Source organism: Paraburkholderia dipogonis, assembly GCF_042680985.1.
Classification (GTDB): domain Bacteria; phylum Pseudomonadota; class Gammaproteobacteria; order Burkholderiales; family Burkholderiaceae; genus Paraburkholderia; species Paraburkholderia phytofirmans.
The window spans coordinates 381306-395295 of sequence record NZ_JBHUFR010000001.1 but is presented as its reverse complement, the minus strand read 5'-3'; the positions used below and the strand labels follow the sequence as shown (position 1 = coordinate 395295).

General features: G+C 60.5%; 12 protein-coding genes. 7 read left to right on the top strand and 5 right to left on the bottom strand.

Translation table 11 applies throughout. From position 1 onward, the window contains the following. Nucleotides 1-3: 3 nt before the first annotated feature. From ACFSNN_RS01625 to ACFSNN_RS01615, 3 genes are all read right to left on the bottom strand, one after another. Nucleotides 4-966, bottom strand: a complete 963-nt coding sequence (locus ACFSNN_RS01625) for an alpha/beta fold hydrolase (RefSeq protein ID WP_244322907.1) — start codon at nt 964-966, stop codon at nt 4-6. Between the two features lie 134 nt (nt 967-1100). Continuing rightward, complete coding sequence (locus ACFSNN_RS01620) at nt 1101-1817, bottom strand: glutathione S-transferase C-terminal domain-containing protein (RefSeq protein ID WP_134462146.1); 717 nt, start codon at nt 1815-1817, stop codon at nt 1101-1103. 207 nt (nt 1818-2024) lie between these two features. Next, nucleotides 2025-3047: an SGNH/GDSL hydrolase family protein gene (locus ACFSNN_RS01615; RefSeq protein WP_134462143.1), complete on the bottom strand. Its 1023-nt coding sequence runs from the start codon at nt 3045-3047 to the stop codon at nt 2025-2027. Nucleotides 3048-3370: 323 nt separating this feature from the next. Between ACFSNN_RS01615 and ACFSNN_RS01610 the strand changes: the two genes are divergently transcribed. From ACFSNN_RS01610 to cuyB, 3 genes are all read left to right on the top strand, one after another. Continuing rightward, the gene (locus ACFSNN_RS01610) at nt 3371-4285 is read left to right on the top strand and encodes a LysR substrate-binding domain-containing protein (protein ID WP_134462139.1); all 915 of its coding nucleotides are present in this window, start codon (nt 3371-3373) and stop codon (nt 4283-4285) included. 109 nt (nt 4286-4394) lie between these two features. Then, nucleotides 4395-5702, top strand: coding sequence for a dicarboxylate/amino acid:cation symporter (locus ACFSNN_RS01605; protein ID WP_134462136.1), 1308 nt, complete (start codon nt 4395-4397; stop codon nt 5700-5702). After that, nucleotides 5699-7192, top strand: coding sequence for a cysteate racemase (gene cuyB / locus ACFSNN_RS01600; RefSeq protein ID WP_134462133.1), 1494 nt, complete (start codon nt 5699-5701; stop codon nt 7190-7192). Before ACFSNN_RS01605 ends, cuyB begins: the two co-directional genes overlap by 4 nt. On the opposite strand, the gene ACFSNN_RS01595 is transcribed toward cuyB, so the two are convergent. Further along, nucleotides 7167-7751 (bottom strand): hypothetical protein, encoded by a 585-nt coding sequence (locus tag ACFSNN_RS01595; protein ID WP_134462130.1) that lies wholly within the window; start codon nt 7749-7751, stop codon nt 7167-7169. The genes cuyB and ACFSNN_RS01595 overlap by 26 nt on opposite strands. Before the next feature lie 416 nt (nt 7752-8167). Next, complete coding sequence (locus tag ACFSNN_RS01590) at nt 8168-8557, bottom strand: hypothetical protein (RefSeq protein WP_134462127.1); 390 nt, start codon at nt 8555-8557, stop codon at nt 8168-8170. A gap of 464 nt (nt 8558-9021) precedes the next feature. Here ACFSNN_RS01590 and oxlT point away from each other — a divergent pair, with 464 nt between their 5' ends. The 4 genes from oxlT to ACFSNN_RS01570 all read left to right on the top strand — a co-directional run bounded on the left by oxlT (nt 9022) and on the right by ACFSNN_RS01570 (nt 13971). Then, nucleotides 9022-10353 (top strand): oxalate/formate MFS antiporter, encoded by a 1332-nt coding sequence (gene oxlT / locus ACFSNN_RS01585; protein ID WP_134462124.1) that lies wholly within the window; start codon nt 9022-9024, stop codon nt 10351-10353. A gap of 63 nt (nt 10354-10416) precedes the next feature. Beyond that, complete coding sequence (gene oxc / locus ACFSNN_RS01580; protein ID WP_134462122.1) at nt 10417-12159, top strand: oxalyl-CoA decarboxylase; 1743 nt, start codon at nt 10417-10419, stop codon at nt 12157-12159. A gap of 25 nt (nt 12160-12184) precedes the next feature. Continuing rightward, the gene (gene frc / locus ACFSNN_RS01575) at nt 12185-13435 is read left to right on the top strand and encodes a formyl-CoA transferase (protein ID WP_134462119.1); all 1251 of its coding nucleotides are present in this window, start codon (nt 12185-12187) and stop codon (nt 13433-13435) included. A 104-nt stretch (nt 13436-13539) separates the two neighbouring features. Then, nucleotides 13540-13971 carry a PAS domain-containing protein gene (locus ACFSNN_RS01570; RefSeq protein WP_134462116.1) on the top strand — a complete coding sequence of 144 codons (432 nt, stop codon included), beginning with the start codon at nt 13540-13542 and terminating at the stop codon, nt 13969-13971. Nucleotides 13972-13990 lie beyond the last annotated feature (19 nt).

Below are 13990 nucleotides of genomic sequence, written 5' to 3'. Positions count from 1 at the left end.
GATTTAAAGTCCCCTTAAGAACGCTACTAGCAAGTCGTTTACTTCGGCCGAACGTTCCCGCTGAATCCAATGACCCGCGCCATCGAGAATATGGCAGCCGCGCAATCCGGGCAGCACGCGCGTCAGATTCTCGATACGCGCCTGCGAGCCCGGAAACTTGAGAACGTCGTCTCTCGCGCCGGCCACGAACATCGAAGGCTGACGGATCACGGCCCCTCGCCATGCGGCCATGAGTTCCGACGAGCGTCGAATACCGCGGTACCAGTTGAGGCCGCCTCTGAAACCCGTGCGCGCGAACTCGCCCGCCACATAAGCGATCTCTTCGCTGCTGAGCCAGCCTGGCAGCGTCTCGGGGTCGACCGTGCTATCGAGAAAACCCGCGCCGGGCGCCAATATTCCTGCCACGACGCGCTCGGGTCCATCGCCCGACATGCTGAAGGTGATGCGTCGAATCGTGGCTTCGGGGTCCGCCTCGAACTCACGCTCGGCTACGCCGGGCGTCTGGAAGTAATGCATATAGAATGTTCGTATTCCCTGGCGTTCCAGTGCGCTAAGCAAATCTTCCCGTGCGGGGGGATGAAACGGCACGCTCATGCCAACAACGGCACGGAACAGATCCGGACGCAACATCGCCGAATTCCATGCGACCGGCGCACCCCAATCGTGGCCGACGATCACAGCCTCGCTTTCACCGAGCACGTTGACGAGTTCGACCATGTCGCCGACGAGATGCAGCATCGTGTACGAGTCCGCGTCAGGTGGTGCATCGGTGCCGCCATAGCCGCGCATATCGGGTGCGACGGCGCGAAAGCCCGCGGCGGCGAGCGCCGCCAATTGATGTCGCCAGGAGTACCACCAGGACTCCGGAAAGCCATGACATAGCAGCACAAGCGGGCCGCTGCCGTGGCTGGCCACGCGCATGCGCAGCGCGCCCACCTGCAGTGTCTCGAAGCGAAGTTCGTGCAAGGTCGGCTCCATGAGGTTCAGTTTAGCGTGGCAAGCAAGGCCGGCAGCCTGGCGGCGGCCGCCGCGGCCTTGGCCCCGCTATGCAGTTGACGTTCGGCGCAACGTGTACTTGGGAGGATGCCCATTCGCCCACCTCAAGGGGATACCCGTACGCGTACCTCGTTGTTGATCCGCTCGTGAATCGTCTCGCAATGGCGCACGAGCGCCGGGCGCGAGAGCACGTACCGCTTTAACGGCGTGTCGATCCGGTAGAAATAGATGTTCGCGACAAAGCCATAGATCGCCGCATCGACGGTTGTCGGCTCGGGGCCGAAAACGAATCCGTCGTTGCCGAGCAGATCCGCCACGACACGCAGATCGTCGATACCTCTCGCATAGACCTGATCAGGCTCATAGCGGCCAATGCCCTGGTAGTGATAGCGCAACCGGTTGTATTCGCGCGCAGCTTCCAGATCGCTCGCACTCACGTCTTCGTGTGTTGCCAGAATGGCGTCGCGGAAAGACGGCCAGAAGCGGTCGTCGCGCCAGCGTGAAAAGCTCATCGGCCAGTACAGGTCGTCGAGCGTTCTTCGGACCAGGAAGTCGAGATTCAATTGTCCCGGCGAAAGCGCGTGGTCGATGCGCAGGTCGTACCGGTGCTTTAAATGAGCGATGATCCCATCGCTATCGCCGATCGTTTCTTCGCCATCGACCAGATACGGCAACTGTCCGCGCGGCGCGAGGCTGGTGTCGAGGATGTGCCGATGCTCGAACTCCATCCTGCACAGTTGCATGAACGCGAATACCTTGAGACCGAAAGGATTGTTGTCGGCGACGCCGAACAGGTCGGGATAGGAATAAAGCGTCAGCATGAGGCACTCCTCGCCAGGGACCGTCACTTTGCGAAGTAGTCGCTACCGCGGAGTGCGGCAGTGAGCGGGCACGATGCTGCCAAGCTTACTCGACTCGTGGTTGACCGTCATGTAATTGGCGTGCCAACGCGTCACGCAGCGCCCGGAAGCCCGGCGACGATATGTGGGCGTGAACGGTTTTCCCCAGGCGGCCTGCGCTATCTCCCCTCAGTGACCCAGGCCGCTCCTGGCGAGTTGCTGCTCCACGAACTGGGCAAACAGCGAATGCAGATGCGTCGTCGGATGAAGGTCGTCGGCGAACATGTATGTCTGGTCCGCGTTGCTGGTCACGTACGTTGGAGGCGAACACAGCAAGGCCGTGTTATCCGGCGTTTTCTTGGGGTCGCAGGCCTGGCCCGTGTTCGACACGGCAAAGCCATTGGCCTGAAAGTTCGCGATGATCCCGTTCAACCAAGTATAGGCATCGACCTGGATGACTTTCGCCTGCACACCAGCGGTCTGCAACGCGGTGTTCAGGGTGTCGTTGAACAATTGCGATAACTGGGTCAAGTTTGCGCCGCCATCGGACGAGGCAAGGCCGGTTGGCGAAAGTCCGACATTCGGAAGATTGACCACCACGACGTGCGCGCCGCCGTTCTGGACGATCTGCCCGACTACCTGAGCCAGCGTGTTGGCCGCCGTCTGCACGGTCGGCGCAGCAGCTGGCAACTGCCCGGCGCGAAGCACATCGTTTGCGCCGGCCCAGACGAGCACCAGTTGATTGGAATTGAAACTGCCGTGCGCCGAGAGATAGCTGGACACCTGCTGATTGACCGGCATCTCGATGTTGCCGATCACCGAGGTCAGAAAATCCGATTGGTTGGCCGGCGTCGCCACCGTGGCACCCCCTTCCGCGTACCCGAGGCCGCTCTGCGCGGTGAGCTTGTGTGTGATGTCGATCGTGTACGCAGCCTTTAGCGTGTCACCGTAGTACTGCGCGACATCCTGAGTCCACACCTGTCCGGGATTAGTCGTAAAACGGCCGCCGCCAACCGCGCTTGCGAGCGGCGCGTAGGTTCCGACGTCGGAAAGGCTGTCGCCGAACGAGACGATTTGCAAATTGATGCCGCCTGCCGGTGTAGCAGCTGGGCTGCCGCTATTCGAGTCGCCTCCGTGCCCGCCGCATGCCGTAAGCAGTGAAACCGCCACTGCAAAAATTGCAGCGCGTACCGTGTCATTTCTTCCTCGCATCGCAACGTCTCCCTGGCTGGCTGGAGACGTTGCGACGTTACAGCTTGATTGCCGGTCGCTCTCTCCCGATAAGCACTCTTTTAAAGCAATAAGCGTGCGCTATCGTGACCGGCGCTGCTGTGACGTCGCGCAGACTTTCGAGAACGCCGGGCGACGCGGAGCAATCAGGAAAATACCGCCGCTTTTAAGGGAAGGATTCCGTACCAACCCAGTGTCCGGTTTTCGGCACATCCGTGGTGGCATATCCGACGCATTTCGCCAGCGTAGAATCACACACTCACTTCGAAACACCCGCTCCCTACTACACGCAAAACGGCTCCGACATGGAAATCAAGTGGATCGAGGACTTCATCGCACTTTCCCAGTATCAAAGCTTCTCGCGCGCGGCGGAGTTTCGGAATGTCACCCAGTCAGGGTTCAGCAGACGCATTCAGTCACTTGAGCAGTGGGTGGGCGCGGACCTGATCGACCGCAGCAGTTTCCCGCCGACGCTGACGCCTGCCGGACAACTGTTTCGTGAGGCCGCAGTCGACATACTGGGAAAACTGTTCGATACGCGGGCCATCATTCGAATCGATCAACGCATGGCGGGCAAAGGCTTGCAGATTGCAGCGGGCCATACGATCGCGCTGAGTTTCCTGCCGGCATGGTTGAAGGCGCTCACGGCGCGTTTCGGCGAGGTCCGCGCCCGAGTAATACCCACCAATGTCCACGACTCCATTCTGATGCTCGTGAACGGCAACTGCGAACTGATGTTTGCTTATCATCACCCGGAGCTTCCGCTGCACCTCGACCCGGTCAGGTACGAGCATCTCACCGTGGGCGTCGATGTACTACTGCCTGTTTGCCGGCCCAATCCACGTGGCGCGCCTATGTTCCGGCTGCCGGGAACAGCGGCCCGTCCATTGCCGTTGATTTCGTATACGGAAACGAGTTATTTCGGCCGCTGCCTTGCCCTGCTTCTGGGCCGGGTCGATACGACGCCGGCTTTGCGGCCGCACTACGAGTCGGATATGGCCGAGGTTCTCAAGAAACTGGTGCTAGAAGGTGAAGGTATCGCATGGCTTCCCAAAAGCTCGATCGTTGCCGAACTCGACGCGGGCGAGTTGGTCCTCGCGGGCCGCGATACGTGGAGTCTTGAAGTCGAACTTCGCGCCTACCGGGACGCGTCGAACCGCAATGAGTTTCTCGACATGCTCTGGCGCCAGCTTCGCGCTGCGTCGCCGGCGGTCGATTAGGTGTTAACCCGCCTTATGCGAGTTTCGCATATCCCCATGCCAGACCCGCATCGAGTGTTTTTTGCCCATCTCTATCATCCGTCCATACACCTTCCTCGGACCGATGGAAATGAAAAACCGTCTTACTTTCTATATTGTGGCCGGCATGGCGCTCGGCGTGATCGTCGGCTATGTGTGTCATCGCAGCGCTTCAAGTGCTGCCGAAGCGAAGACCATCGCGGGTTACTTCTCGATCATTACCGACATTTTCTTGCGGCTCGTGAAGATGATCATCGCGCCGCTAGTCTTCGCCACGCTGGTGTCCGGACTCGCCGGCATGGAAGGCACGAGCGATGTGCGCAGGATCGGGTTCAGGTCGGTGGGATGGTTCGTGTGCGCGTCACTTTTCTCGCTCGCGCTCGGCCTCGCCCTTGCGAACGCGCTGCAACCCGGCGCGGGGCTGCATATGACGCAGACCAGTTCCGATGTGGCCAAGGGCCTGAACACCGCGGGCCTGAATTTCAAGGACTTCGTCACGCACGCGTTTCCTTCCAGCATCATCGATGCGATGGCGCGAAACGACATCCTGCAGATCCTTGTCTTTTCCGTCCTGTTCGGCGTCGTTCTGAGCGCCATCAAAAAAGATCCGCGTGTCACACCGTTGATCGCCGGCATCGACGCGCTCGTACCGGCCATGCTGAAGTTGACCGACTACGTGATGCGGCTCGCGCCCATCGGTGTCTTCGGCGCTCTGGCATCCGCGATTACCGTGAATGGCCTGGATGTGCTGACCACGTACGGCAAGCTCGTCGGCAGCTTCTATCTCGGTCTTGTCACGCTGTGGATTGTCCTCATCCTCGTCGGCCATGTCTTTCTGGGCAAATCGATCTGGAGGTTGTTGAAAGCGATCCGGGAACCCGCCATGCTCGCCTTTTCGACCGCGAGTAGTGAGGCTGCTTACCCGCGTCTTACCGAGAAGCTCGAAGCGTTCGGTATCGACAAGAAAGTCGTCGGCTTTACGCTGCCGCTCGGCTATGCGTTCAATCTCGACGGCTCGATGATGTATCAGGCGTTTGCCGCGATTTTCATTGCGCAGGCATTCGGTATCGACATGCCACTCAGCGCGCAAATCATGATGTTGCTGGTCCTGATGTTGAGCAGCAAGGGAATGGCCGGCGTCGCGAGAGGTTCCGTGGTGGTGGTGGCCGCCGTTGCGCCGATGTTTCATCTGCCTCCTTCCGGCGTAGTACTGATCCTCGCCATCGATCAGATACTCGATATGGGGCGGACCGCGACGAATGTGATTGGCAATAGCATCGCGACGGCGGTTATTGCGAAGTGGGAAGCGAAGCGTGCCGTCAAACATATCGACGGCGCCGACACCCTGGCGTTGGGCCGATTGCAAGAATTGCGCGAGTTACAAGGCGAGACGAAATGATCGGCGCAAGCGTGCAGAGCGGAAAAAAGTTCGGCGTGGTGGGCGGCCTGGGTCCGCTGGCGAGCGCCGACGTCTTTTTCAAGCTCGTCAAATCGACGCCCGCGTCGAGCGACGCGGAACACGTCGACGTCATCTTCGAGCAGCATCCCTTTCGCGGCGCGGCCGCCGGTAGCGAAGCAACGACTCAGCGGAAGCTGTACATCTTCGACATGATCAGCAGTTTCGAGAAGCGAGGCGTGACGACCGTCGTACTCCCGTGCTTTCTTAGCCATACGTTCATCGATGAGTTGCAGGCTAACTCACCGCTGCAGATTGTCGATATGGTCGAAGCCGTGCGCAGCCATGTGCGTAGAAAATTTCCGACGGCACGGCGAATCGGCGTGCTGACCTCGGACTTCACGCGTCGAAAAGGCTTGTTCGAAAAGTACTTCGCGACGCCGGAGTTTGAAGTCATTCATCCCCGCCTACGCGAGGACATCGACCTCGTCACCGAAGCGGTCTACGGCGCGAACGGCGTCAAGAGCGGCAACCTGTCCGGCCGGCCCGTCGCACTTCTGCGCGAGGCCTGCGAGGACCTGATCGCACAAGGCGCAGATATCATCGTGCCGGGTCTGACAGAAATTGCGCTCGTGGCCGAGGAAATGGGTCTTTTCCGGGTACCGTTCATCGATTCGAATCTTGCATATGCGCAGTACGTGATTGCGGGCGATTACGGTTCGCCTGAATCGATTTTCAAGGTGGGCGTGGTGGGTGGCGTTGGTCCGGCGGCGACGGTGGATTTCATGCAGAAGATCGTGCGCAACACACCTGCGAATCGCGACCAGGACCACATCAAGCTTTTGATTGAACAGAACCCCCAGATTCCCGATCGCACGGAAAACCTGATTGGCGACGGCCCTGATCCGACTGTTTCGCTCTACGCGACCTGCAAAAAGCTCGAGTCGGGCGATGCGGATCTCATCGCTATTCCGTGCAACACGGCGCATGCATTTGTCGAACGCATTCAGCCGTATCTGAGCATACCGATCGTCAATATGCTGACGGTGACGGTCTGTCATCTTCGAGAGATGTTTCCGGCGCTTCGCTCCGTTGGCGTGCTGGCCACTTCGGGGACGATCGCAAGCGGCGTCTACGAGAAAGCACTGGAATCAGAGGGATTGCGGCAAATCGTGCCGCGCGCGGAATTGCAGGCGCGGGTCATGGAAGCAATTTACGGCAGTAAAGGCGTGAAAGCGGGCTTTACCACCGGGCAATGCCTGGACGATATCTCCGCTGCGATTGATGGACTCGTTGCAGAAGGCGTGGAAGTCATCATCCTGGGATGCACCGAGTTGCCGCTCCTATTGCCGAAGAAGAGCTTCGTGGGCACGACCGGCGCGCGCGTCAGTCTGGTCGATCCGACCGATGTCCTTGCACGGCAATGCGTGGCTCTGGCGACGGCGTCCGCGCTACCCGCTGCGGTCTTTAGCGCGCCCGGTCGATCGCGCTGACGGCTAACTCCCGCGCCAAGTCCGCGTACAGTTCGGCCCACTTGCCTATCAAACTGGGATCATCGGTCAGGAACAGCGGATGTTCGGCCCAGGCGCTGACGTCCGCACCCTTCCAGGCCATTTCGAATATCCGCAACTCCTCATCCTCGCTGACGCCGACGTCGACCAGTTCGCCGAACGAGGCCAGATTGGAGAGCGACACATTTTCGGCCGCGATGCCGTGGATAGCGGCCAGCGCGCCGGTCGCCCGCTTTCGGGCGTCGTCACGGCTGCCGGCAAACAGGAACACGATGCTTTCGCCGTGTGCGTTGTTCGCCACCGCTCGATACAGCGAAGTTTTGCAGCGATGACTCAGTTGCGTGCCCATGGTTGCCCCCGGTTCCGAAAACTGTTCGTCGTTTTGCTCTGCCATCTGAGCTGCGCTGATTTGCGTCTCCAGGCGCTGCTGCCGGTCGCGGTATCTGTCGCTGCTCCAGTACAGGTAAATACCGCACACAACCAGGCAGGCCAGCGCGAGAATCCCGACGCCTCCAAGTATCGCAAGATCCGCATGCGCCATTTCGGGCCTCCTCTAGTCTCGCGCGTGTCACGCCCGCCAGTTGCGGGACCTTGCCGGCACGCTATCTATCAGAATACGGCGGCCCCGCTCGACTTTTTAAACCGTCTCACGCAGAAACTGGATGCGGGTGACGGAGAATCGGTCTGCTCGCATCGCCGGCATGGCCAGGATCTTGCGAGCGCAGGAACGATGCTTCGAGTATCTGATGGGAATGGCTAATGATCAACAGAGCACACCTCTCTATTGACCAATCGATCGCGCTATAGGACGCTATGAGGCTATGACAATGCGCCGGACGGCAGTCACGTCGCGCGCCCTCATCTCCCGAGCCGCGCCGGCGCAAAACGCCGGCCCAGGTCGCGGCGCGTAACTTCAGCGGTTTCTTTAGCAGTGCGTGCGCATGCCGCCCATTGCATCTACACCCCGGCCAGCGCCGGGAGTTCCACCTCGTAAGAAACACGTTCGCGCCAGCTGCCCATCTCCGGTTGATGAGCCACGCGACTCTGGCGCGGCGCGCTGTCGACATGTCTCGGCAGCGGCGCCGGATAGCGCGCACGTTTCTTCTCAAGAATGGCCTGGCTCAAAAACTCCGCGCTGTAAGCCTTCAACAAGTGCGCATGATGTGCTTCGATATAGGCGGCGATCTGTGCCTGTTCACCGTCGATCGTAGCGAGCAGCTTCACCGTCTGCGCATCCCAACGAAAGCGCAGGCCGAGTTCATCGAAAGCGGCGTTATAGGCGCACAGTTGCGCCTGGATTTCAGCTTGGTGCGCGCTGTCGCCAGCGTCGAATTGCGAGGGGTTCATGGTCGTCTCCGTCAGGCAGGTGGCATGAACGAAGAGTAGAAGAGCCCATAAATAAACAATAGTTAAAGTTTTTTCGAAAAACGATAGTGCTTCGTTTATACATTGGTTTACCCCAAGTGGTCATTGCATCGAGATACGCGCACCTTGAAGAGCGCATCATCGCCGTCAATCGAGCCATGGGCATGGGTGACAGCGCATCCATTAGGAATGCCGAATGCAAACCATAAAATGTTTTAACTTTTCCTTATTGCTGTTCTCGCGCAGCATCCACTCAGACGCGCTGCACGACCGATTGCCTCTCACTCTCCGGTTTTGCTCTCGACGAGTAAGGGTTTTCGTTAGTGCAGCTCCCTCTGGCCGACCATTGGCGCCTCGCTGCCGCGAATAAAACGGCGATGAAGCGGTTCGATCACGTAAGTCCAACGCGCCGTTTGAGCGCGACGGAATATACAGGAGACGGAGACATGGGACATTCCAGTGCATCGGAAAGAGGCCGCACTGCATTCACGCATCACCGCTGGGTGCAACTCGCGATCGGCATTGTGTGCATGGGGCTCGTCGCGAATCTGCAATACGCGTGGACGCTGTTCGTCGTACCGATGGACAACGCCCACCATTGGGGACAAGCGGCGATCCAGACGGCGTTCACGATCTTCATCGTCACCGAAACCTGGCTAGTGCCCGTCGAAGGCTGGCTCGTCGACAAGTTCGGGCCGCGCCCGGTCGTCATCGGCGGCTCGCTGTGTGCGGCGCTCGGCTGGATCATCGACGCCCACGCGAACAGTCTCGCCGAGCTGTACGCGGCGGCAGTCATCGCCGGGATCGGCGCGGGTTGCGTGTACGGCACCTGCGTAGGCACGGCGCTCAAATGGTTTCCCGACAAGCGCGGCCTTGCGGCGGGTTTGACCGCCGCAGGTTTCGGCGCCGGCGCGGCCGTCACCGTGATCCCGATTGCCGACATGATCCAGCGCTCGGGCTACCAGCACACCTTTATGTTCTTCGGCATTTTCCAGGGCGTCTGCATTCTGCTGCTCGCCACCATGCTGATTCGGCCGAAGCCGCCCGCCACCGCTGTCGCCGCTAAACGCATCGTCGCTAGCAAGATCGACTACACGCCAGGCGAGATGATCCGTTCGCCGCTCTTCTGGGTGCTGTATCTGATGTTCGTGTTCGTTGCAGCCGGCGGCATCATCGCGACCGCACAGCTCGGGCCGATTGCGAAGGAATTCGGCTTCGCCAAGCTGCCGGTGAATCTGATGGGCATCACGCTGCCGCTCCTCACGATGACACTGTCTATCGACAACCTGTGCAACGGTTTTACGCGTCCGTTGTGCGGCTTCCTGTCGGATCGCATCGGCCGCGAAAACACGATGTTCATGATCTTTCTCGGCGAAGGCGTCGCGCTGCTGGGACTCATGCAGTTCGGCCATAACCCGTACGCCTTCATGTTCTTCGCGGCCGCCGTGTTCCTGTGCTGGGGCGAAATCTTCTCGATCTTCCCGGCGACCTGCGCGGATACGTTCGGCAGTAAATACGCCGCCGCCAACGCGGGAACGCTGTACACCGCGAAGGGCACGGCATCGATGCTGGTGCCGCTGGCATCGGTGCTGTCGGCGAACGGCGGATGGAGCACGGTGTTCATCTCCGCCGCCGTCGTGTCGATCGCGGCAGCCGTGTCCGCGAAATTCATCCTCGCCCCGATGAGAAGGCGCTGGATCGAAAACTCAGGCGCGCCGGCCAGCGTCGTCATTGCCGAAGCGCGGCTGCAGCCGTCGTCCGGCGGCTCGCCTGATTGACTGACCTCGTGAGCGCCCCGCTCGCGACATACCACACACGCCCCGCCACCAAGGAGAGATGTCATGGCAGAAGCCGACCAGCCCACAACAGACAACACGTCGACACAACAGGCGACCGAGACGACCGACGGATTCCATCTCGTCATCGACGCGCTGAAACTGAACGACATCAACACCATCTTTGGCCTGGTCGGCATCCCGATCACCGACCTGGCGCGTCTTGCCCAGGCGGAAGGCATGCGTTTCATCGGCTTTCGCCATGAACAGCACGCGGGCAATGCAGCGGCCGTTTCCGGTTACATGACGAAGAAGCCGGGCATCTGTCTCACGGTGTCGGCGCCGGGCTTTCTGAACGGACTAACCGCACTCGCCAACGCGACCACCAACTGCTTCCCGATGATCCTGATCAGCGGTTCCAGTGAACGTGAAATCGTCGATCTGCAGCAAGGCGATTACGAAGAGATGGATCAGTTGAATGCAGCCAAGCCGTACGCGAAGGCCGCTTATCGCGTGCTGCATGCGGAAGATATCGGCATCGGCGTGGCTCGCGCGATCCGCGCTGCGGTGTCGGGCCGCCCTGGCGGCGTCTATCTGGACTTGCCCGCCAAGCTGCTCGCGCAGACCATGGACGCCGTGAAAGCGCAGCAATCGCTGGTGCGCGTGATCGACGCGGCGCCTCGTCAATTGCCCGCGCCGGAATCGGTCAAGCGCGCGATTGATGTTCTCAAGAACGCCAAGCGTCCGCTGATCCTGCTCGGCAAGGGCGCAGCGTACGCGCAAGCCGACGCGGAGATTCGCGGCTTCGTCGAACAAAGCGGCATTCCGTATCTGCCGATGTCGATGGCCAAGGGCCTGCTGCCCGATACACACGAGCAATCGGCGTCCGCGGCGCGTTCGTTCGTGCTGCAGGAAGCCGACGTCGTCGTGCTGATCGGCGCACGTCTGAACTGGCTGCTCTCGCACGGCAAAGGCAAGACGTGGGGCGCCGAGCCGAAGAAGTTCGTCCAGATCGACATCTCGCCGACGGAAATCGACAGCAACGTCGCGATTGCCGCGCCGGTGATCGGCGATATCGGTTCGTGCGTGGCGGCGCTGCGCGAAGGCCTCGATGCGAGCTACAAAAAACCGGACACCGAATGGACCGGCGCGATCGCCGAACGCAAGAACAAGAACCTCGCCAAGATGGCCGCGACGCTCGACAAGAATCCGTCGCCGATGAACTTCCACAGCGCGTTGCGCGCGATCCGCGACGTGCTGAAAACACGGCCGGACATCAACGTCGTCAACGAAGGCGCGAACACGCTCGACTACGCGCGCAGCATCATCGACATGTACGAGCCGCGCAAACGCTTCGACTCGGGCACGTGGGGAATCATGGGCATCGGCATGGGCTTCGCGATCGGCGCGGCGGTGACGAGCGGCAAACCGGTCGTCGCGATCGAGGGCGATAGCGCGTTCGGCTTCAGTGGGATGGAACTCGAAACCATCTGCCGATACGACCTGCCGGTTTGCACCATCGTCTTCAACAACAACGGCGTGTATCGCGGCACCGACGTGAACCCGACCGGCGGCAAAGACGTCGCGCCGACCGTGTTCGTGAAGAACGCGCGCTACGACAAGATGATCGAGGCATTCGGCGGTATCGGCTATCACGCGACCACGCCGGAAGAACTGACGAAGGCGTTGCTCGAATCGATCGCCTCGGGCAAACCGAGCCTGATCAACGCCGTCATCGACGAAGCGGCCGGCACCGAAAGCGGCCGCCTGACCAATCTGAATCCGCAAAGCGCGGCAATGAAAAAGTAATCTGGGCAACCACGGAGATTAAAACATGACCAAACCTCTCGAAGGCATCAGGATCATCGACTTCACTCACGTTCAGGCGGGTCCCGCATGCACGCAGATGCTCGCCTGGTTCGGCGCGGACGTCATCAAGGTCGAACGGCCGGGTTCCGGCGACGTGACGCGCAATCAGTTACGCGATATCCCTGACGCCGACGCGCTGTACTTCACGATGCTCAACAGCAACAAGAAGTCGCTCACGCTGGACACGAAAAAACCCGAAGGCAAAGAGGTGCTCGAAAAGCTGATCCGCGAATCGGACGTGCTGGTCGAGAATTTCGGCCCCGGCGCGTTGGACCGGATGGGCTTTTCGTGGGAACGCCTGAACGAACTCAACCCGAAGATGATCGTCGCTTCGGTAAAGGGCTTCAGCGACGGCCACCACTACGACGACCTGAAGGTCTACGAAAACGTCGCGCAATGCGCGGGCGGCGCGGCTTCCACCACCGGCTTCTGGGACGGCCCGCCGACCATCAGCGCGGCGGCGCTCGGCGACAGCAACACCGGCATGCATCTGGCCATCGGCATTCTGACCGCACTGCTGGGACGCGACAAAACCGGCAAAGGCCAGAAGGTCGCGGTATCGATGCAGGACAGCGTGCTGAACCTGTGCCGCGTAAAACTGCGCGATCAGCAGCGGCTGGAACGTGTCGGCTATCTGGAAGAATATCCGCAGTATCCGCACGGCGAATTCAGCGATGTCGTGCCGCGCGGCGGCAATGCGGGCGGCGGCGGCCAGCCGGGCTGGGTGCTCAAGTGCAAGGGCTGGGAAACGGATCCGAACGCGTACATCTACTTCACGATCCAGGGCCACGCGTGGGAACCGATCTGCAAGGCGCTCGGCAAGCCTGAGTGGATCAACGACCCGGCCTACAAGACGGCGGAAGCACGTCAACCGCATATCTTCGAGATCTTCAAAACGATTGAGGGCTGGCTCGCCGACAAGACCAAGTTCGAAGCGGTCGACATCCTGCGCAAGTTCGACATTCCGTGCGCGCCGGTGCTGACCATGAAGGAACTGGCGAACGATCCCTCGCTGCGCGCGAGCGGCACGATTGTCGAAGTGCCGCACAAGAAACGCGGCTCGTATCTGACCGTCGGCAGCCCGATCAAGTTTTCGGATCTGAAGCCGGAAGTCACTGCTTCGCCGCTGCTGGGCGAACACACCGAAGAAGTGCTCGCGAGCCTCGGCTACAGCAAGCAGGACATTTTCAACCTGCGCGAAATGAAAGCGGTTTAAATGGTGCGACGCAAGGCCGGGTATCAGCCCGGCCTTGCCGATGCGGCGCCCCCGGCGGCGCCGTTTTCTATTGAGCATCGTGCTGTCACATTTGAGGGAACGCCATGCAAAACGCCATCGACTTCCAGCAACTTGCCAACGCAATCGGCGACGCGATCATCATCTCCGACGCCGGCGGCAGCATCACATTCTGGAACCCCGCGGCTGAACGCATGTTCGGCTTCACGCAAAGCGAGGCGCTCGGTAACTCGCTAGATCTGATCATCCCGGAGCGTCTGCGTGGCCGGCATTGGGACGGCTATCACAAGACCATGGCAACCGGCGAAACTCGCTATGGAAACGATGTGCTGCGTGTGCCGGCCGTGCACAAGGACGGACGCTCGCTCTCGATCGCCTTCACGGTCGCATTGCTGCATTCGCCACAAAACGAACTCACCGGCATCGTCGCCGTGATCCGCGACGAGACCAGCCGCTTCCAGGAAGATCGCCTGCTGCGCAAGCGGCTTGCGGAACTGGAGACATCCGCCGGCGCGTAAGCGCTCCTCCACTTCCGTT